The 19,163-nt window shown below is 40.8% G+C and carries 15 protein-coding genes; 13 read left to right on the top strand and 2 right to left on the bottom strand.

Translation table 11 applies throughout. The features are described from left to right. Positions 1–12 precede the first annotated feature (12 nt). From NYP65_RS03000 to NYP65_RS02985, 4 genes are all read left to right on the top strand, one after another. Positions 13–2,727, top strand: coding sequence for an HAD-IC family P-type ATPase (locus tag NYP65_RS03000; RefSeq protein ID WP_473410780.1), 2,715 nt, complete (start codon positions 13–15; stop codon positions 2,725–2,727). A gap of 62 nt (positions 2,728–2,789) precedes the next feature. Next, positions 2,790–4,268: an L-serine ammonia-lyase gene (locus NYP65_RS02995; protein WP_473410779.1), complete on the top strand. Its 1,479-nt coding sequence runs from the start codon at positions 2,790–2,792 to the stop codon at positions 4,266–4,268. Between the two features lie 267 nt (positions 4,269–4,535). Further along, complete coding sequence (locus NYP65_RS02990) at positions 4,536–4,943, top strand: FKBP-type peptidyl-prolyl cis-trans isomerase (RefSeq protein WP_004130076.1); 408 nt, start codon at positions 4,536–4,538, stop codon at positions 4,941–4,943. 57 nt (positions 4,944–5,000) lie between these two features. After that, positions 5,001–5,480 carry a GreA/GreB family elongation factor gene (locus tag NYP65_RS02985; RefSeq protein WP_004130077.1) on the top strand — a complete coding sequence of 160 codons (480 nt, stop codon included), beginning with the start codon at positions 5,001–5,003 and terminating at the stop codon, positions 5,478–5,480. 186 nt (positions 5,481–5,666) lie between these two features. On the opposite strand, the gene lexA is transcribed toward NYP65_RS02985, so the two are convergent. Continuing rightward, a complete protein-coding gene (lexA, locus tag NYP65_RS02980; protein ID WP_004130078.1) occupies positions 5,667–6,389 on the bottom strand; it encodes a transcriptional repressor LexA in 723 nt (240 codons plus the stop codon). A gap of 160 nt (positions 6,390–6,549) precedes the next feature. On the opposite strand from lexA, the gene NYP65_RS02975 reads away from it, so the two are divergent. Both NYP65_RS02975 and nrdR read left to right on the top strand, forming a co-directional pair. Then, on the top strand, positions 6,550–6,912 hold the full coding sequence (locus NYP65_RS02975) for a LysM peptidoglycan-binding domain-containing protein (RefSeq protein WP_004130081.1): 363 nt from the start codon (positions 6,550–6,552) through the stop codon (positions 6,910–6,912). A 312-nt stretch (positions 6,913–7,224) separates the two neighbouring features. Next, positions 7,225–7,671: a transcriptional regulator NrdR gene (gene nrdR / locus NYP65_RS02970; RefSeq protein WP_032812895.1), complete on the top strand. Its 447-nt coding sequence runs from the start codon at positions 7,225–7,227 to the stop codon at positions 7,669–7,671. A 236-nt stretch (positions 7,672–7,907) separates the two neighbouring features. Here the strand turns inward: nrdR and NYP65_RS02965 are convergent, their stop codons facing one another. Continuing rightward, positions 7,908–10,184 (bottom strand): HelD family protein, encoded by a 2,277-nt coding sequence (locus NYP65_RS02965; protein WP_473410590.1) that lies wholly within the window; start codon positions 10,182–10,184, stop codon positions 7,908–7,910. A gap of 199 nt (positions 10,185–10,383) precedes the next feature. Between NYP65_RS02965 and mraZ the strand changes: the two genes are divergently transcribed. From mraZ to mraY, 7 genes are read left to right on the top strand one after another with little or no spacing between them, the layout of a single operon-like run. Then, positions 10,384–11,163: a division/cell wall cluster transcriptional repressor MraZ gene (gene mraZ / locus NYP65_RS02960; protein ID WP_115761764.1), complete on the top strand. Its 780-nt coding sequence runs from the start codon at positions 10,384–10,386 to the stop codon at positions 11,161–11,163. Then, the gene (gene rsmH, locus NYP65_RS02955; protein ID WP_115761765.1) at positions 11,160–12,230 is read left to right on the top strand and encodes a 16S rRNA (cytosine(1402)-N(4))-methyltransferase RsmH; all 1,071 of its coding nucleotides are present in this window, start codon (positions 11,160–11,162) and stop codon (positions 12,228–12,230) included. Before mraZ ends, rsmH begins: the two co-directional genes overlap by 4 nt. Further along, entirely contained in the window at positions 12,230–12,904 is a 675-nt protein-coding gene (locus tag NYP65_RS02950; RefSeq protein ID WP_473410589.1) for a hypothetical protein, read from the top strand. The genes rsmH and NYP65_RS02950 overlap by 1 nt, the downstream gene beginning before the upstream one ends. Then, positions 12,904–14,958, top strand: a complete 2,055-nt coding sequence (locus NYP65_RS02945; RefSeq protein WP_115761767.1) for a peptidoglycan D,D-transpeptidase FtsI family protein — start codon at positions 12,904–12,906, stop codon at positions 14,956–14,958. Before NYP65_RS02950 ends, NYP65_RS02945 begins: the two co-directional genes overlap by 1 nt. Positions 14,959–14,986: 28 nt before the next feature. Further along, positions 14,987–16,177 carry a UDP-N-acetylmuramyl peptide synthase gene (locus tag NYP65_RS02940; RefSeq protein WP_115761768.1) on the top strand — a complete coding sequence of 397 codons (1,191 nt, stop codon included), beginning with the start codon at positions 14,987–14,989 and terminating at the stop codon, positions 16,175–16,177. Between the two features lie 23 nt (positions 16,178–16,200). Further along, positions 16,201–18,063 (top strand): UDP-N-acetylmuramoyl-tripeptide--D-alanyl-D-alanine ligase, encoded by a 1,863-nt coding sequence (locus NYP65_RS02935; RefSeq protein ID WP_115761769.1) that lies wholly within the window; start codon positions 16,201–16,203, stop codon positions 18,061–18,063. Beyond that, the gene (gene mraY / locus NYP65_RS02930) at positions 18,060–19,163 is read left to right on the top strand and encodes a phospho-N-acetylmuramoyl-pentapeptide-transferase (RefSeq protein ID WP_018619883.1); all 1,104 of its coding nucleotides are present in this window, start codon (positions 18,060–18,062) and stop codon (positions 19,161–19,163) included. The genes NYP65_RS02935 and mraY overlap by 4 nt, the downstream gene beginning before the upstream one ends.

Here is a 19,163-nt window from a genome sequence, read left to right as displayed (position 1 = left end):
AGTTTGCAAAAAATGCATGATTCGCAAAGCTCTACAGATTCTACAGATTCTGTGAATATCTCCGATTTCCCTGATTTGCCAGATGTCAGCGAACAAGGTTTAACGCAAAGCGAAGTTTTTGATGCTGTAAATCGCGGATTTGTAAATGTTACAAATAATCGCACATCTAGGTCCGTTCTTTCTATTGTGCGCGCAAACGTGTTTACTCTTTTTAACGCAATCATTTTTGCAGCAATGGTTGTTGTGCTTGTCACTGGTTCTTGGAAAGACGCTGTTTTTGGCTTTGTGATTCTTATTAACACGGGTATTGGTGTTGTTACGGAGTTGCGCGCAAAGCGTACGCTCGACCGTCTTTCGATTCTTGTTGCTTCCAAATCGATTGTTCGGCGAGAAGGCAAAAATGTTTATGTTGATCATAGCGATATTGTGCTTGGTGATTTGTTGTGGGTTCGTTCTGGCGACCAGGTTCCTGCAGATGCAAATGTTGTTAAATCTTGGGGCTTAGAAATGGACGAGTCCATGCTTACGGGCGAATCTGTGACCGTTCGTAAGGCTGCGGACGACTTTGTTTATTCTGGGTCTACTGCGGTTTCTGGCGTTGCTTTAATGCGCGTTACAGCTGTAGGAGATAACAGCTATGCGTCTAAGCTTGCTGCACAAGCAAAGGTCTATACAAAAACAATCTCCGATTTGAGTCGTGGAATTAACACGATTCTAAAGTGGATGACGATTGTTGTTGTTCCTCTTTGCGTTTTGCTTGTTTGGTCGCAAATCAATAAGGTTGGCGGATTTGCTGTAGCTTTACAGACGGGGCAGTGGAAGAGCGCTGTTGTTTCTGCTGTTGCTGGCGTTGTTGGTATGATTCCAGAAGGGCTTGTTCTTTTAACTTCGCTTAACTTTGCTGTTGCTGCAATGCGTCTTGCGCGTAAAAAAACGTTGGTTCAGGAGCTTGAATCTGTTGAAACTTTGGCTCGAGTGGATTGCCTTAATCTAGACAAAACTGGCACGATTACGGATGGTGGAATCGCGTTTGTTGGTGTTGACTTGATTGGTGATGGCTCGAATCGTTTGGTGAATCAAGCTTTGTTTGACTTGTCTAACGAAGAAAATCCAAATGCTACAGGTTCTGCCATTATGGAAGGTCTTAAAAATCAAGGTGTTTCCTCTGCTTCTAGTGTTAGCGCTCGCTTGCCATTTTCGTCTGCAAGAAAGTGGAGCGCAATACGCTACGCGCTAAAAGACGGTAGATTTGAAACGTGGTATATGGGTGCTCCAGAGGTTTTAGCAACTGCGATTTGTGCACGCAAATCTAGCGTTGCTTCTGGCGATTTGCACGGTTCTATTGCTCCAGCGGTTGCAGAAGGCGGAATCAGCGATTCTGCGGTTGCTGGCGATTCTCCTCTCGATAATTACCATTTAACGGATTCGTTTAAGCAAATTTTGAATCGTGTAAACGAATACGCTCAGCAGGGTAATCGTGTTCTTCTTCTAGCTGTTGCTTATAGTGATTCTGGCGATTCTAATAACGCAACGTTCTCCAGTTCTCCAGTAGTGTCCACAAGCGCTCGCCCTGTTGCTTTAGTTCGATGCTCAGAGAAAATACGTGATGATGCTCGTCAAACTCTTGCTTGGTTTAGACAGCAAGGTGTTAGGTGTCGCGTTATTTCTGGCGATAATCCAACAACCGTTGCATCTGTTGCCGAAAAAGTTGGTCTAACTGGTGACTCAAAGCCTGTTTCGATGGACGCAAGGCAGTTGCCTAAAGATATAAATCAACTTGCCGAGGTTCTTGAAAACGTTGATGTTCTTGGTCGCGTTTTGCCAGATCAAAAAAAGGCGATTGTTCAAGCTTTGCACTCTAAAGGCCATGTTGTAGCTATGACTGGCGACGGTGTGAACGACACGCTTGCGCTCAAAGAGGCAGACTTAGGCGTTGCAATGGGTAACGCTGCTCCAGCTGCTAAAGCTGTTGCGCAAGTTGTGCTTGTTGACTCACGCTTCTCGCATCTTCCAGATGTTGTTGCTAAGGGTCGTCAAGTAATGGCAAACATGGAACGTGTTGCAGGACTGTTCCTTGTTAAAACCGTGTATTCTGCACTAATTTCTGCAGGTGTGGTTTTGCTCGGTCTTAATTTCCCATATTTGCCTCGTCACATAACCTATATCGGTTCGTTAACCATTGGTATTCCAGCATTTTTGCTAGCTTTGGCTCCTAATACAAGGCGCTACGTTCCTGGATTCTTGCATCGTGTTGTTCGTTTTGCTTTACCAAATGGTATAGCTGTTGCTGTGTCTGTTTTGGTTGTGTCCATTCTTTCTCCTTTAATGCTTGCGCGTGGTCTTGATTCTTCTAACGCTAACGCTTCTAGGCTTATTGTTGAATCCGTGCACGCTGTTGGTGTAACTCGCACTATTTGTGCTGTTACTATTTTTGTGCTCGGTGTTGCAGTTTTGGCTACAGTTTCTAAGCCGCTTATTTCTTGGCGTGGAATCATGGTCTTATTCTTTGCTGCGGCTGGAGTTATTGGTGCATTTATACCGTTTGTTGCGCATTTCTTTGATTTGCATGTTCCTGTGAGTGGAAATGCAATGTTTGTTATGATTTGTGCTGTAATTTTTGCCTTTGTTATCTGGTTAGTTTTGCATCTTGTTAGTCACTTGATTGAAAACTGGATTGATAATGTAAACGATGGTAGTGTTTTGCACTCTTATGATAGTGACCGTTGATGTAGCGTGTCGTGCCTACTAATAATTGTGCTTACAATAGATATGTGTTCAGTATTTTAGAAATGTTCTCGGTTGGTGTAGGTCCTAGTTCTTCACACACTGTTGGTCCTATGCGCGCAGCGAATGCTTTTGTGACTTCTCTTCAAAAGAATGGAAAGCTTAAAGACGTTTCGCATGTGCGAGTCACACTGTATGGTTCCTTGTCTCTTACTGGATTGGGGCATGGTACGGATCGTGCATCGGTTGCTGGTCTTGAAGGTAACCTTCCAGACGATGTTGATACAGAACACATGATGACTATTCGAGAAGATTGTAAGAAAAGCGGAACTTTAACGCTTGCACATAGTCATACTATCGAATTTGACTACGATTCCGACGTTGTTTTTGAAAAGTGGCGGCGCATGGCTGCGCATCCTAATGGCATGCGGTTTGTTGCTTTGGACTCCTTTGGTAATACTGTTGACGAACAAGTTTGGTATTCGATTGGTGGCGGATTTATTCGCAAAGGCAATGCAAACGATAAGATGATTGGCTTGCATGACCGCGTTGATGAAAATGTGGAAGGAAGTGAATATAGCCCTAAAGATTCTAATCCTAAAGATTCTGAATCTTCTAGTGATTCGCATGAAGACTCTCCTGTTCCATATCCTTTTACAACGTGCAAAGAACTTATCTCGATTTGCAAAAAAGAGCATAAGAGCATAAGTGACATTGTTTGGCAAAACGAACTTGCTTTGCATAACGGTAATTCCGAATATGTTCGTTCCTATTTGTTGCATGTTTGGGAAGTTATGGAAGAGTGTGTTGAACATGGATGTAACTCTAAGCAGCAGATTCTTCCAGGCGGACTTGAGGTTCATAGGCGTGCTCCGCGTATGTATGCTCGTCTTGCTGCAAATTCCGATATGCTTAAGCAAAATCGTAGGCGAGCTGATTGCGCTCTGGAAGCTTCTGACTCTGCATGGGTAAATCTTTTTGCTCTTGCAGTAAGTGAAGAAAACGCTGGAGGTGGTCGTATTGTTACAGCTCCGACTAATGGATCCGCTGGTATTATTCCGGCTGTTTTGCAATACTATTGGCGTTTTGTAGACAGTTCTAGCGAGGAGGGAATAATAAAGTTCCTTCTTGCTTCTGGAGCTGTTGGCTATTTGTTTAAGCGCAATGCTTCTATTTCTGGTGCAGAAGTTGGGTGCCAGGGAGAAGTTGGTTCTGCGTGTTCTATGGCTGCTGCAGGCCTGTGCGAAGTTCTTGGCGGAACTCCGCAGCAGGTTGAAAATGCTGCCGAAATTGGTATTGAGCATCATCTTGGTCTCACTTGTGATCCGGTTGGTGGCTTGGTTCAGATTCCTTGTATCGAGCGCAATGCTATGGCTGCCAACACTGCTATTAACGCTGTTAGAATGGCTCTTCTAGGTGATGGCTCTCATATTGTTAGCTTGGATAGTGCTATTAAAACTATGAAGGAAACTGGCCAAGACATGATGTCTAAATATCGCGAAACATCTAAGGGTGGCTTAGCTGTGAACGTAGTTGAGTGCTAGTTATAGTCATTGCATTTATAGCTATTTTATTGCATTTTCCTTAAGAATGTTTTGCATATTTGCTTGCATTGTGTTGCTATATTGTTATGCAAGTTACATACGTATTGGCATAGGTAGCGGTTGAGTGCTAATCTAAAACACGCTATAAAATTGCAAAACTGTTATAATATTCAAAGTTTTTAATGAATAGTTTGTAAGTGTTAGTGGCTTTTTGCAAGCATTTACACATGTTTGTAAGGGATTATAAGAGGTTATAAAGGAGGCAAAATGGCACAGGATATGCCAGAAGTAGTTGCGGAATTTGGTACTACGCCAACGGTGACGTTCCCAGCGCTTGAGCCGCCAGCAGGGCTTAAGGTTGTTGAATTGGTAGAAGGCAATGGGCCTTTGGTTCGTGCTGGAGATACTGTTACCGTTAATTACCACGGTGTTGTTTGGGGGGCAAGTGAGCCTTTTGACTCTAGTTTTGCTCGTCATACTCCTGCCAGCTTTGGTATTGGTGTTGGACAGGTTATTCAGGGATGGGATCGTACTGTTCCAGGACATAATGTTGGTTCTCGCTTACTTGTTTCTATTCCGCCTGAGTATGGTTATGGTTCACGAGGTGTTCCGCAGGCTGGAATTGGTGGTTCGGACACCCTCGTTTTTGTGATTGATATTATTTCTACTCGCTAAACGCGAGTGATTGTTTTGTTGCTTTTATTCTTTATTCTTTGTTAAGGAGATTGCAAAATGGCTGAAGAAAAAGTAATTCTATTGACTAAAGAAGCCTACGATAAGCTTAAGGAAGAATTAGCTCATCGCGAAGGTGAATATCGTGATGAAATCACCGAGCGTATTGCTGCTGCTCGCGCCGAAGGCGATTTGTCTGAAAACGGTGGCTATCAGGCTGCTCGCGAAGAGCAGGGCAAGAACGAAGGTCGTATTAACGAGCTTATTGTTAAGCTACGCAACGCAAAGATTCTTGAGGCTCCAGCGGAAGGCCTTGTTGGCAATGGCTCTGTTGTTACTTTAGATCTTGCTGGTCGAGAGATGACTTATGTTCTTGGCTCTCGTGATATTGCTGTTGCTACCGATTACGATGTTATTAGTCCAGAATCTCCGATTGGTGCTGCAATTATTGGCGCTAAAGCGGGTGATACTGTTAGCTACTCTGCTCCAAATGGTCGCCAAATTTCTGTAACCATTAAGGATTCTCATCCACTCGCTTAAACAATGAATTTGTTTTAATAAGCGAGCACATACTTGTTATCCATCTATTTTCTCTAATCGCTGTGATTTAGAATCTATATGATTTATAGGTCACAGCGATTTTATTTATATGCTTATTTGTATCCGTTTAACAGTATCGTTCTTTAGTTGTTTTAATCTCGTAAATCTTGTAAATCTCTTAAATCATTAAATTTTTCTTAAAATGGTAACAACTTTGCCCATTATCTTTGCGTGAGATCCATCTATAGGGGAGTACGCTGGATTGTGAGGCATAAGCCAAACGTGACCATTTTCTTTTCTAAACGTCTTTACAGTTGCTTCGTTATCTAGCAGTGCAGCAACAATATCTCCATTTGTTGCTTCGTTCTGTTCTCGCACAACAACATAATCACCGTCGCAAATTGCTGCGTCAATCATTGAATCTCCATGCACTTCTAGCATGAACAGATTTCCGCTTCCAGTAAGTCTTTCTGGCAAACGCATAACATCTTCAACATGTTGTTCAGCTGTTATAGGTGTTCCTGCAGCGATTCTTCCAACAAGAGGAACATCGTGAGAGTTTATCAAAGACTCACTGTTATACATGCTCACATCGATAGCTGATTGTTTTTCAAGCAATGCATGGGCTTTTTCTTTATTCTTTTGTATAAAATCTCCAATAACTTCAATTGCTCTACCTTTATTTGCACTTATTCGTATTAATCCTTTCATCTCGAGTGCTCGTAATTGATGTTTTACGGAAGAAGGACTTCTTAAGCCTACAGCTTCACCTATTTCTCTAAATGATGGAGGGAATCCATGTTCTTCGAGGCATTGCTGTATAGCATCCATGATTTTTCTCTGGCGATCTGTTAGTGGCTCAGCGTTGTGCGCCGCAGAATCACTAAGCTCGTTTTGGGTGGTATTCATGGTGTCTCCTTTCGTTGTTTTACATTCTAATACACTTTTCTAAAAAAATCAAACATATGTTCGACACGCCGTTGCATCTTTAGAACAAATGTGTCAAGATTAATACACTTGTTCGATAGAACAAATGTTCATGTCAATTAAAACGTAAGAAAGGATAGTTATGTATAAGAAGTTGAACTCTTTTGATGGCGTTAATTATTCAACACCAAATCGTGCTGTTTTGACTAATAAGAGTTACAAAAAACGCAAAAATAAATTATTTATGCGTTTTATAGTTTTTTCTGCGTTAGTTTGCTTTGCTTGGATTATTTTTATGCCAAAGCCAGCTGTTTCAGCCGTATCAAAATCCTTTATAACGTATACTGTTCGCCCTGGAGATACATTGTGGAGTTATGCAAAATCCATAACAGATAAAAATGGCAATATTTCTGATTCTGTTGATTACCTTATGCAATTAAATAATCTTGATTCTCCAGATTTAGAAGTAGGGCAGTCTATACGCGTACCTTTTATTGACAACTAATTTTATTATTACAAATATTATTAGAATGGAGTATTCATGAGTACAGATTATGAATATAATTCGTCAGATTCATATGATTTGTTTACATTATATTATTGCGATGATTCTGCATGCTGTAGTTGTCATGATTTAAGCGTTAAACCAATTGTTGAACAACTTGTTGTTATGGATGTATCTATATATCCATCTATTCGAGTGTTTTGCGATAAATTTTATAAAATATACGAGGAAAAATATGAAAAAATCGATTTATTTATATAAAACATTGAAATATATATAACATATTTAATTAATTTTTAGTATGCTGTATATATGCATTGTCCTTTTTGTAAGAATTCCGATACTAAGGTTATTGACACTAGAATCAGCGAGGATGGATATTCAATCCGTCGTAGGCGCGAGTGTCAGATGTGTGGTAATCGTTTTACAACAGTAGAAACTACGCAATTGCTTGTTATGAAGCGTTCTGGTTCTGTGGAACCTTTTGATAGGGCAAAAGTGGTTGCTGGTGTTGGAAAAGCTTGCCAGGGTAGACCAATAGATTCTGAGGAGCTAAAGACTCTTGGAATGGAAGTTGAAGCTGATTTACGTGCTCGTGGATTAGCTCAAATCACATCCGAAGATGTTGGAAAAGCAATATTAAAGCCGTTGCGTGAACTAGACGAGGTGGCGTATCTTCGTTTTGCTAGCGTATATCAGAATTTTACTGGTTTGGAAGATTTTGAACGTGCAATAGATGATCTTAAGAAAAGTAAGTGATTGTGCAATGTTTTACATTGAGTGAACACTTTGTGAATGTTGCTGAATAAGCATAGGTTTGAGTATTTGAGTTTGTGTGAATGTTGATTTGCTGTTTGTTAGCGAATCGTTGAGTCTTAGAATAAATATGGTTATAGTGTGAGGGATAACCTGATTTGTTTGACCCAATTAAAGGGTCAAACAAATAACAAGGTTGTTAATAGTTGGGTTTACTCAGTACTTTTACTTCGTGATTATTACTTTGAAAAATTGGCGTCGTCTTGTGTGCGCAAGACAACAAGACGCTGTGTTGGTCTTGTCATTGCAACGTATAGATTTGCCGCTGCGCTAAGTCTGGATGCTGCTTCCTGCTCGATGGCAGAAGGTTGCATTAGAATTACCGCATCGTATTCCAATCCCTTAACATCTTCCGCATTGCAAACGCTAATTTGACTATCGTCAAAGTTTTGCTGAATTATGCGTGCATATTTCTTAGTCGAAAGATTCTTGCTAAGAGTATTTTTAACGATTTTGTTTGCATGCTCTATTAGTTCTTGAGGAACAATAATTGCTACGCGTCCGCTTCCGTCTTCGGAAACAAATTCGTTAAATAAGTCAATGCAATATTTAGAAAGCATATTATTAAGCTCATTTTGATTCTGAACCGTATGTGTAACAAGCGAATCTGGAACAGATCTAACTGCATTAACTGTTGATATATATAAGCCAGAATTATTTGCAACTTTTCCTGCAGCTTCAGAAACTTCTTTAGGATTACGGTAATTAATTGTTAGTTCATAAAGATCCCAGTTTTCGTTTCCAAACAATGAGCTCATGTTTTTTTGCCAACTATGTGTACCGCCTAAAGAGGAGGTTTGTGCAACATCGCCAACAATTGTAAATGAGCGTGAAGGGCACCTGCGTATTAGCATACGCCAATCCATTGCAGTAAGCTCTTGCGCTTCATCTACAACAACATGGCCATAAGTCCACTCTCTATCAGACGCGGCAAGATTTGCAACCATACTTGCATCGTTACCTTGAATATTCTCAATAAGCATATCGGCGGTAATAATGCCATTCCCTATGCCATTTTGTGCAAGAGTATCGGAAGCATATTGCTGTTCTTCGAGTTTTTTACGAGCGAGAGCAGCGTTTTGTGCTTCAATCTTTGGATCTGGGCCTAGTAGCTCCATAGCTTCGTCAAGAAGTGGGATGTCGGACTGAGTTAAAGGACTTCCTTTTGGTCTAATCAATGCACGAATATCATTTTCACTTAACCAAGGAGCATATATGCGAAGTTGTTCAGGTTTAGAAAAGAGTTGGTCTATAAGCCAATTAGCATTCATAGGTAGCCAAGCAAGATTTAATGTAATCTTGAGCTTATTTTCCATTCTAAGTTGCGAAGTAATGTCGGATATCTCCGCTTGGGAAGGAACATAATCAAGTTGTTCTAGATACCTGTTTCTAAGCGAACTTATAACTGACTTTACAAATGTTTTACGCGCCTGGTTATGAGGCTGGTGTGTGCGCTGAGCGTCTAATTGCGCAAGCTCTATATCTTCCTTCTTTAATTGCACAGCAAAACCATTTATGCGTAGTGTTGGCAAATCTTTAGGAATACGTATTCTTGCGCAAATAGCGTTTTGAATAACGTTTTTCATGCGGTACATTCCCTTAAGTTTTGCTGCATGAGGAGTGTCTTGCACTGTTGCATGAATGTTTGGGATTAAATCCGCTATAGTTCTGCTAACAACACCAGTTTCACCCAAAGATGGCAAAACTTGATCTATGTATCTTAAGAATGCGGAGCTTGGTCCTACAATCAAAACGCCTGATCTTTCAAGCTTTCTGCGATGCGTGTAGAGCAAGTATGCTGCTCTGTGCAAAGCTACTGCAGTTTTGCCTGTACCGGGTCCACCTTGAACAACAATTGTACGGTCAAGAGGAGCGCGAATAATGCGGTCTTGTTCTGCCTGAATGGTTGCAACAATATCCGTCATTTTTCCAGTTCTACGAGAACCTAGAGAAGCAAGCAATGCACCTTCGCCAGTAAGTGTTCCTTGCTTAGATGCTTTGTTTACTTCGTCTGAATGAATATCTAGAATCTCGTCTTCAACTCCTACAACTTCTCGGAATTTAAGAGTTATGTGCCTACGCATAACAATGTCTCCATGATTTGAAGGAGTTGCTTCGTAGAATGGTCTGGCTGCTTCTGCTCTCCAATCAGTTAAGATTGGGTCGTGATTTTCGCTTAGTAAACCGATTCTTCCAATGTAACGTCTTATGCCTTCTAGGCTGTCTAGTCTGCCGAACACGAGTCTATCTTCTACAGCTCTAAGTTGCGTTAAACGATCTTCGTACATTGTTGCAAAAGAATCTCGTTCTGTTCGCTGAGTTGGTGAGCCATGCGAGCCTGCAGCGCGTACAGAATCAAGCCTTGCTCGGATTGTTGAACGCAAGTTATCTAATCGACTGTAAGCGCAATTAACTGCTTGTTGTTCTTCGCTGAGTTGTGAGGAGTACGTAGACATTTGTGTCCGTTCTTCTTAAAAGTTGGGCTAAAACTAGGCGTTTAAGTATACCTCGAGGCTAATACACGTTGCATGTTTCCAATCTGAGTTAAAAAAATATTATTTTTTTACAAAAAAGTGGGGATTTTTGGTGAGAAATGGGGTAAAATGGTGAATGATGTGCAAGTGGCATATTGCATGTTGAAAAGGAGATGGATTTATGGCTAGTAATAAAGCTGGCGCAAATGCGCAAGATAAAGCCAATTCCTCCTTTAAGCATGCTCAAAATCCATCTGGTTATGATTCTCAAAATACGGCTCAAGCTAATGCTCAAGATGCGCATATGCCAATGCAAAATTCTCAAGCGTACGCTCAGCCTTATTATGTGATGCCGCAAATGCCGCCAATGTATCAAGCGCAGCAAATGCCTCAAATGCCTGTTATGCAGCCTGTTATGCAACCTCAACCTATGTCTTCGGCTTTTACATCCACTCCTTTGCCTCAAGACGCGGTTTTTGGTGCTAATAATTTGCAAAGTCAGGCTAATAATCACGTAAAGAATCCGATACTTCTTGGAACTTATTCTCCAAAAATAGATGCAAAGGGACGTGTGGCTTTACCTGCAAAATTCAGATCCCAGTTGGGTGATGGTTTTGTTATGGCTCGCGGACAAGAGCGATGCGTTTATGTTCTTCCAATGCAAGAGTTTGAGCGTATTACAACTCAGATTCAGCTCACATCTATGAGTAATAAGTCTGCAAGAGACTACCTTAGAGTCTTCCTTTCTGGCGCTGTTGATCAGGAGCCAGATAAGCAAGGACGTATAGTGGTGCCTCCAATGCTAAGGGATTATGCAAATCTTGGAGATGAGATTGTTGTAATTGGTGTTGGAACTCGCGCAGAAATATGGAACAAATCTGCTTGGAACAATTATCTTGCAGATAAAGAGCAAGATTATGCAGATATTGCAAATGATGTTCTTCCGGCGGTGGCACAATGAAAGATTTATCTACAATTCATGCGCCAGTGTTGTTGGAAGACTGCGTAGATCTTGTTTCTCCAGCATTAGATCACAAAGATTCTATTGTTGTTGATTGCACTCTTGGACTTGCGGGTCACGCAACAGCTTTTCTTAAAGCTGCTCCACTTGCAACTCTTATTGGAATAGATAGAGATAGTGAAGCTCTTGGCTTAGCGACAAAAAGAATGCGCGACGAAGGCTTAGAGACTCGTTTTATTCCAGTGCATGCTGCATTTGATGAAGTTGACAAAGTTCTTGAAGATTTAGAAATCGATAAGATTGACGCAGCGTTTATGGACTTGGGTCTTTCTAGTTTGCAAATAGACGAGGAAGATAGAGGATTTTCTTATTCTCATAACACAGCCTTAGATATGCGTATGGATACAACTCAAAGTGTTACTGCTGAAACCATTCTTGCTACTTATAGTGCATCCAGTCTTGCTCAAATATTCCGTGAGTATGGTCAAGAACGTTTTTCTGGGCCAATCGCAAGAAAAATAGTGCAAGTTAGACAAGAGAATCCAATAAAAACGTCTGGTCAACTTGTTGATTTAGTGGATCATGTTATTCCGCGTGCTCATCGTGCTCCAGGAAATCCAGCTAAACGAGTTTTTCAGGCTCTTAGAATCGAAGTTAATGGAGAGCTAGATAAGCTTTCTAGGACTCTGCCAAAGCTTGCTTTGCGCTTAAATAACGGTGGCAGAATTGTTGTTGAGTCTTATCATTCTTTGGAAGATATTACGGTTAAGCGTTTTATGAATAAAGGCTTAGAAGTAGATGTTCCAGCAAATATGCCAATTATTCCGCAAAGTGCAAAACCTTTCTTTAAGTCTTTAACTCGCGGAGCTATTAAAGCATCTAAAGAAGAAATTGCAAATAATACAAGGTCTTCTTCTGTTCGCTTACGCGCAGTGGAGCTTATTAGAGATATTCCAGATAGGTGGATTAAAGACTTTACAGCTATTGCTCAAGGAGAAGATTCATCTTTGCATCGTTCTTCTTCTAAAGCGAATGGTGTAAATAACAGCAAAGGAGGCAGGTTCTAATGGATAAGCCAAGTAAAAACCGTGCTTCTAGGATTGCTGCGTCTTATGCAAATTCATCTGCTCCTGCTGGGCGAGTAAACGAGAAGGCAGCTGGTAATAATTCAAGGCAAAATCGCGTTTTAAAGTCGATTCCATTAGTGTTTAGTGCCTCTGACCGTAGGTCTTACACAGTAATGAATCACTTACATAGAGTTATAGAGTGGAGTAACACTCGTAAAGCTCCTCTTTTCAACTTGATTATTGTTGTTATTTTCCTTTTTGTTACGCCTACTACGTCTTTGTTGTTGCGAACAAAAATGGCGGAGATATCTTTTGAACAAGCTGCCACTCAATCAAGTATCTCTAGGCTTCGTCAAGATGTGGAAACTGCGCAAACAATGTTAGATGCGCTAGAAGCGGATCTTCCAGCAAAAGCACAAGATATGGGAATGATTCCACAACAGGGAGCAATAACAGTTGATTTAAGTGCTTATGCCAATAAAAAGAAGGCAGAACAAGCTGCTATTGAAGCTCAAAAAGCTAAACAGGAGCAAGCTAAACAGCAGCAAGCAAAGCAAAAACTTAAACAACAACAAACTAAACCAGATAAAACTAAACCAGACAAAACTAAATCAGACAAAACTAAACAACAAACTAAACAACAGCCAGAACAAAAAAATAAGGAGAAACATTGATGAACCGCCTAATCAAGCAACGTTTCGCCAAATACTCAGGCAAAATGAAAACAGTATTGTATTATGCCAAACTTGCTGGTAAAAAGTTGCACTCTACTACAAGCAGAGTGAGCAAAATCAGCAAGAGCAGATTCAATACGAGTAAGTTGTACAGATCATACGGCAGTAATGCCGCGCGTTCTGGTTCTGGTTATGCTTCTTCTGGAGCTAATGCACGTTATGGCGCTCAAACTAGCGTTATACGAAACACGGTTTTTGCAAAAAAGTGTATTGCTGTTGCAATGATATTCGCGTTTATTGCGTCTATAGCAATAGTAAAGCTTAGCTTTATACAGTTAATCAATGCACGTTCTACTGCTCAGGCGGCGCAGGCAGAACGTAGCAGAACTCGTCCAATACTCGCTCGTAGAGGTCGTATTTTAGACGCAAACGGTACCGTTTTAGCTCAAAGCGTTGAAAGATACAACATAATCGCAGACCCTATGAACGCTCAGTCTTTTAAGCCAACTCCTTGCACAAAGCAAACTGCTGGGAATTGTCATGCAATTAATGGCAAAGATGTTGAAGGAACTGGCGCTGTTGCTGTAGCACGTCTTTTGGCTCCTATTTTGCATATGAGTTCTGTTGAAATAGGCGGCAAGATTGCAGGCGTAGGACGTTACGCTGTTATTAAAAGAAATGTTAAGCCTTCTGTTAAGCGCGCAATAGACAAGCTTAATCTTTCTGGTTGTGTTTATGCAGAAAACAGTAGCGAACGCGTATACTCGAGTGGCCCTATTCTTGGTGCTTTAATCGGTTCCGTTAAAGACGCTGAAGAAAGCGCTCGCAAGGAAGCAAAGGGCAGAAGAGGAGAAATTGGCGAATCTGGACTAGAGCTTTCTCAAGATAAGGTTCTAACTGGTAAAGATGGATATCAAAAATACCAGGGAAATAACGTTGGAAATGAGAAAATTCCTGGAACGGTAAGCGAATATAAAGATGCTGTAAACGGTAACGACATAAAGCTAACTATTGATAGCGATGTAGATTGGTACGTTAAGAAGGTTCTTCTAGATGGCATTAACAGGTATAAAGCTGGATGGGGCGTTGCTGTTGTTCAAGATATTCGCACTGGAGAAATCGTTGCTCTAGAAGATAGCGATAGTATTAAAGCTGGTTCTGCCGAAGCTAGAGCGTCTGTTTCTAAAGCTGTTAGCCAAGTGTTTGAGCCAGGCTCCATTGGTAAAGTTTTCTCAGTTGCAGGCATGCTTCAGACGGGCGCGCGCTCGTTATCAGATAAGTTTGCTGTTCCAGGAAGCATTGAAAAGCAGGGTCAGCTTTTCCACGACGCTCATAATCATGGTGTTATGAGGCTCACTTTGGCAGGCATTTTGAAGGAATCTTCTAACGTTGGCATGATTATGGCTGGCGAAAAATATCCAAATAACAAGCGTTATGAGTTTTTGTCTAAGTTTGGAATTGGACAATATACTGGATTAGGCTTGCAAGGAGAATCCCAAGGTTTGTTTCCGAGTGTTCAATCGTGGGATGGTCGTAAGCAAAACACTGTTTTGTTCGGTCAGGGTTATGCAACAAACGCTTTGCAAATAACTAATGCTATATCAACAATCGCAAATAAAGGCGTAAGACTTAAGCAATCGATTATAAAGTCTGTAATTGACCCTCATGGTAGAGTTACGGAGCGCAAGAGGCCAGAAGGCACTAGGGTGTTGGATGAGCATGTTGCTGATCAAATGTTAAATGCTATGGAGTCCGCTGCAGAATATTACGGTAGCTACATATCTGTTAATGGATATCGCATTGCTGCAAAGAGTGGTACTGCAGAAGTTGCTGGATTTGGCGGAGCTCTTAGCTCTATTGTTGCAGATTGCGCAGCAATATTGCCTGTAGATAATCCACGTTTTGCAATAACTGTAGCATTAAGCAATCCAGAAGGTACATTCGGTGTTTATACTGCGGCGACTATTATAAAAACAATAGGCGAGTTCCTAATGCAAAAGTACAACGTTCCAGTATCGACTCCTCGCACCGATCCTATTGCTGTACAATGGTAATAGATAGCGAACGAGGGCGAGTGCGAGTATGAATGCTGTTGATGAATTTTCTAGAACAAGAGTAACTCTTGGTTTTGCTGCACAACAATACGGTTTTGAAGTAATACCATCTTTTGCTTCTGGAATAACAATTACGTCTTTAGCGTGTGATGTTAGGAATGTTAAGCCTGGGTGTCTTTTTATTCCTGCAAATCGTGTAGATAAAAGACAATTGGAAGCTGCTAGAGATGCTGGAGCATACGCAGCAATGGTTACTCCAGAGTTTAGGTCCGAAGCGATGAGCGTTGGTATTCCACTTTTAGTTTCTTCCAACAATCCAGTAACTTTGGGCAAACTTGCTTGCGATGTTAATAATGACCCATCTTCTTTTATAGCGACTTTTGCGGTTGCTGGCGATGATGATGACGAAGTCTACGCAAATGTTATACGTTTAGCAGATTTTCTTCATATGCTTGGCAACCCAATTGGTGTTATAAGCGCTGCGGGGTCTAATTCTCTTCAGCGAGAACTGGATTTAGAATATCCGCTTGGAATAGTGGATATTCAGCACAATTTGTCGGTATGTGTAGAAGATGGTGCTGCAGCTGTTGTTATAGCGTTAAATTCTGCAACTCTTAAAAAAGACGCTTTGCAATCTGTAAACATTGATGTTCTTGGAGTTGAAAGCAATAATGCGCTCGCAATGGCAGGAAGTCTTGATTTGTATAAGTCAGATTCCAGTTCGCAAGCTATTGAACACAGTGGTGGCGATTTGGCATATGATTCAAGCTTGGCAAATTCAAAAGATAAGTCGCAAGCAAGCGGCACATTAGAAGCCAAATCTAAAGTGGATGCTAATTCAGAAGATTCGCAAAATTCGCAAGATTCGCATGAGTCTAAGTCTAAAGAATCATCGGAATCACTTATATATAGTAATAAAAAAGATGATTCTAAGATTGATTACAAGAACGATTCCAAGATTGACGAATCAAGCGTAAAATCTGCGCGCCCTGTAATGAGTTTTTATAATTTGCAACAAAGGTATGGATTTATAAGTCACGAAAGATCTTATTGTGTAATGCGTTCTAGGGAATCCGATGAGTTAGCTGCATTAGCAGATCAAATCGGCGGCAAAAGTGTTAGTAAACATCTTTCTCTTTCAATCGCAATGGTTCTTGCTGCTGGTGTTAGAAGAGGAACAATTAAGAGCGCGTTGCGAGTATCTCACGAACTAAAATAGAAACCAATATTTAAGAGCAGAAAATGTTTTCAATAGAGCAAAATAGCAAGCAAAATAGCAAGCAAAATAAAATTACAGACACTGTTTTTACGCAAGATAGCACTCATATGATGCCTATGAGCATTAAAGAGGTAGCAGATGCTGTTAACGCAAGCGAGCTTTTATGTGGTTCGTCTGCATCTTGCGATTCGGCGTCTTGCGATTATGTAAAAGGCACCGATATTGTTAATTTCGCTACAAGTGATTCGCGTAACGTTGCTTGCGGAGCGGTATTTATTGCTATAAAGGGCGAGCGAGTAGACGGACACGATTTTGTTCAAAAAGCAGCTCAACTTGGAGCCAAAGCTGCGATTGTGGAACATGCTGTTTTGCTAGATGAAAGTGTGCAAAACAAGATTGTTCAAATCGTTGTTAAAAATTCGGTTGAAGCGCTTGGGCTTTTAGCAAAACATAATTTAGTTCGCCGCCGCGCGTTAAATACGCCATTTAGTATTATTGGCATAACTGGTTCCGTTGGAAAAACTACCACAAAAGATATGCTTAATGCTTTGCTTTCAACGCTTGGCAATACAGTTGCGCCCGTTGGGTCTTTTAATAACGAGATTGGATTGCCATTAACGTCTTTGCGTGTAAACGAGAATACGCGATTCCTTATTGCGGAGATGGGTGCAAATCATGTTGGAGAAATTGCAATGCTCACAACTATTGCGCCTCCTGATTTATCGGTCGTATTAAAAGTTGGTGTTGCTCATTTGGGCGAATTTGGATCTGTAGAAAAAATTGCGCAAGCTAAGAGTGAGATTGTTAGGGGACTTTTGCCTCATGGTGTTGCGATTTTGAATGCAGATGATTTTCGCGTTGCGTCTATGAGCAAGCTGGCTGATCAAGATAAAGTTCGCTGGTTTGGCTTAAATGTTGATAATAATGGCAATTTTGATGCGTCGAATAATGGCAATTATCAATTGCGCGCGCAAGATATTTCTTTAGACGAAAGTGGTTGTGCAAAATTTACGATTATCGAAAGCGAAAATAGTGCGACTAGCGAAAATAGTGCAGATAGTGTAAACATCGCGACTAGCGAAAATAGTGCAACACTACATCTTGCGCTTCCTGGCGCGCACAATGTTATGAATGCTCTTGCTGCATCAAATGTTGCACGATATTTTGGAATGAGTCTTAAAAACATTGCTCTAGTTTTGAATAAAGTTTCGCATATTAGTCCGCATCGCATGCAAATTTCTGTTATTTGCAAAGATGATAAAAAGTTTACACTTATTGACGATTCATTTAATGCAAATCCAGACTCTATGAAAGCAGGAATTGACGGATTATGCTCTTATGAGTCAAATGATTCTTCTAATTCCGCTAACTCTTCTAACTCCGACGATTCTGCAGATTCTGCAAATTCTGCCGATTCTGCCAAGTCTTCATCCACTAAACTTTTTAGAATCGCTGTTTTAGGCTCAATGTTGGAACTTGGAAAAGACGAATATAACATGCATGAGTCTATAGGAAAATATGTTGCACAAAAGAATATTGACGCAATAATTTCCGTTGGATCTTCCACGAGTGAAAAATTAGATGAATTAGCTTCTTGCATAGCTAAAGGTGCTAGAGATAATTGGCAAAATAACAGAAATAACAGAAATAACATTGTAAATAAGTATCAAAATAACAATGTTGATTCTAAAAACAACGTGTACTTTGTGCATGATTGTATTGAGGCGAATAATATTGTTTGGAGTCTTGTGGGTGAGCATTCTAGTACTGTTGTGTTGTTAAAGGGGTCTCATGCTTCGGGGCTGAGTGTTTTGGCTGAAAGCTGGGCTAAACTTAGTAAGAGTCTTAACGCTAGCCTTAACAAACATACGGAGGTTAACCTGTGATTGCGCTTATTGTGGGAATAGTGGTTTCGCTAATAGTAACTATTGTTGGCACGCCGCTTTTAATCCGCTTAGTACACCGATTAAATTACGGACAATACATTCGCCAAGACGGCCCGCAATCCCATTTAGTTAAGCGTGGCACTCCTACAATGGGCGGTGTTGTTATTAATCTTGCTGTTGTAGTTGGCTGGGCTGCATCTGCTTTATACAGGTATTTTTCTGTTGGCAGAACGCCTTCTTGGTCTGCAGTTCTTGTTCTTTTTGCAATGCTTTCAATGGGCTTTTTAGGTTTTGTTGATGATTTTGCAAAGGTTAGAAAAAAGCAGAATCTTGGCCTTTCTGTGCGAGCAAAGTTATTCGGTCAGATTATTTTTGCAAGCATTTATGCGCTTTTGGCTCTTATGCTTCCAACTCAGTCGGGCATTGCAAGCGCGCAGCCTGGCATGAGTTTTATAGAAAAGCCATTCTTTGATTTTTCTATGTTTGGCAAAGCAATAGGAATTGTAATTTTTATTGTTTGGGTAAACTTTTTGATGGCTGCATGGTCTAATGCTGTAAATCTTACAGATGGATTAGACGGGCTTGCTGCTGGATCTTCTATGATTGCTTTTGCAGGATATGCGCTTATTGCTTTTTGGGAAAGCTACCACGTTAAAGGCGGCGGTCATTTTGGATTCTCTTATGCTGTATCGGATCCGCTTGATTTAACAATTATTTCTGTTTGTGCTGCTGTTGCTTGCTTTGGATTCTTGTGGTACAACTCAAATCCTGCTCAAGTGTTTATGGGAGACACTGGTTCCTTGGCTTTAGGTGGCCTTTTTGCTGCGCTCTCCATTGCTACTCACACAGAGTTTTTGGCTGTTATTTTAGGCGGACTTTTTGTTGCAGAAACTTGCAGCGATGTGATTCAGGTTGGTTGCTTTAAGTTGACGCATAAGCGCGTGTTCAAAATGGCGCCAATTCATCATCATTTTGAGCTTGTTGGATGGGCAGAAGGCAAAGTTGTTGTTCGTTTTTGGATGATTGAGCTTATGTTTGTTCTGTCTGCATTGATGACGTTCTATGCGGATTGGGCAGGCCGTTCTGGATTGTTGATTTAG

This window comes from Gardnerella sp. c12Ub_1 (assembly GCF_055804375.1).
The sequence above is the reverse complement of the archived record's forward strand: the minus strand, read 5'-3'. Positions and strand labels throughout refer to the sequence as shown.